The organism is Methanoregula sp., assembly GCF_002835825.1.
GTDB lineage: Archaea > Halobacteriota > Methanomicrobia > Methanomicrobiales > Methanospirillaceae > Methanoregula.
This window is the reverse complement of the sequence record NZ_PIZH01000545.1, coordinates 1-1,387: the sequence shown is the minus strand read 5'-3', so window position 1 is coordinate 1,387 and position 1,387 is coordinate 1. Positions and strand designations below refer to the sequence as shown.

Genomic DNA, 1,387 nt, shown 5'->3' with positions numbered 1-1,387 from the left:
TCCGGGTGAAAGGGCGGGACGCCAACCCGTTCTTCTGCCTGATGGGGATCGATGTCGTGAGTTACGGTGAGGGGAAAGCAGTTCTGAGGATGACGGTCCGGCCGGATATGTACAACGGGGTCGGGTGGCTGCAGGGTGGAATGCTTGCCGCGATTGCCGACGAGGCGATGGCCCTTGCCCTTTACACGCAGCTCGCACCGGGCGAGGGGATCGCCACGATTGCGGAATCGACCAGTTTTATCAGGGGCGTCCGGGAAGGTGCCGTCATCGCAGAGGCGAAGGTTATCCGGAAAGGGCGCCGGGTCGCGTTCATGGAGAGCTGCGTGAGGATGGACGATGAACAGAAGACCCAGCTGGCCCGGACCACGGCCTCGTTTGCCTTGACCGCGGAAAAAACATAAAAAAAAGTTAGGTGATTGCTTAATTTAAGCCACCAGTAATTTTTTGTTTCAATTTTTTTGGCCACCCTGGAGACAAACATCAGACGTTCTTGGGGGCTTCGGTTCCACCTTCTCCCCCGCCACTGTGGCATCCCCCGTATTGCGATGACGACGTATTCCCTGTTACCGACTTCGTCCAATCATAATGCGCCCCGTCCCCCTTGGGGGACTGGTGGCGCAAGAGGGGGGTATTGTTTAAAATGGGTGGCTCATAATGAGGAATTGCCAAAAGTTATTTCTTTCCTTTTGCTTTTCCTGCAGCGATATCATCAGCGGGTTTCCGGCTCATGTACCAGAAAATGAGCCCCCCTGCGATTATCACAAGGATGACGATGGACGGAATGAGCAGATCCGGCCCTGCTGCTGCCTGTACCTCGTTCAGGCCCCCGGTGGCATGCGTGTTGCCCGGGTCGAGCTCGAGGGCTTTTCTGTAGGCATCGGCGGCTTCCCGGGGCTTTCCTGCCTTCATGAGGGCGTCGCCCTTGTTGAGGTATGCTTTCAGGTAGGTGGCGTTCACCCGTATGGCATGGTCATAGGCATCGGCCGCCTCGTTATATTTTCCCATCTGGTAATAGGCCCAGCCTTTGTTGTTCCAGATGCCGGGTTCACGGGGATAAAGTGCCGTTGCCTGGTCGGCAGCGGCAATCGCTTCGTCATACCTCCCAAGGTCGGTGAGCAGCGCAATCCGGTCCTTGTAGGTGTACATCAGGCCGTCGCCCATGCCAAGGAGCGTGGTGTTGGAGGCTAGGACCCTGTCGAGCATATCGAGCGCCCGGGCGTAATCTCCTCCATCGATCAGCAACTGTGCGTTGTTGTAAAAGAGTGTTGCCTCGTCTGTGATCTGGGGGCTCTCTTCCTGTGCATACACAGGCTGTACGCAGAGGGCAACCATCGCGAGGATTGCCAGAATGGTAACGATCTGCCGGATTTTCATGCCATAGCTGTAG

Annotated in this window: 2 protein-coding genes; one reads left to right on the top strand and one right to left on the bottom strand. The window is 56.6% G+C overall.

The window, feature by feature from the left end; translation table 11 throughout:
- Positions 1–5: 5 nt before the first annotated feature.
- Complete coding sequence (locus CW742_RS13160) at positions 6–401, top strand: PaaI family thioesterase (RefSeq protein ID WP_292421115.1); 396 nt, start codon at positions 6–8, stop codon at positions 399–401.
- Positions 402–672: 271 nt separating this feature from the next.
- On the opposite strand, the gene CW742_RS13155 is transcribed toward CW742_RS13160, so the two are convergent.
- A partial coding sequence (locus tag CW742_RS13155) for a tetratricopeptide repeat protein (protein ID WP_292421114.1) occupies positions 673–1,387 on the bottom strand: 715 nt, incomplete at its 5' end.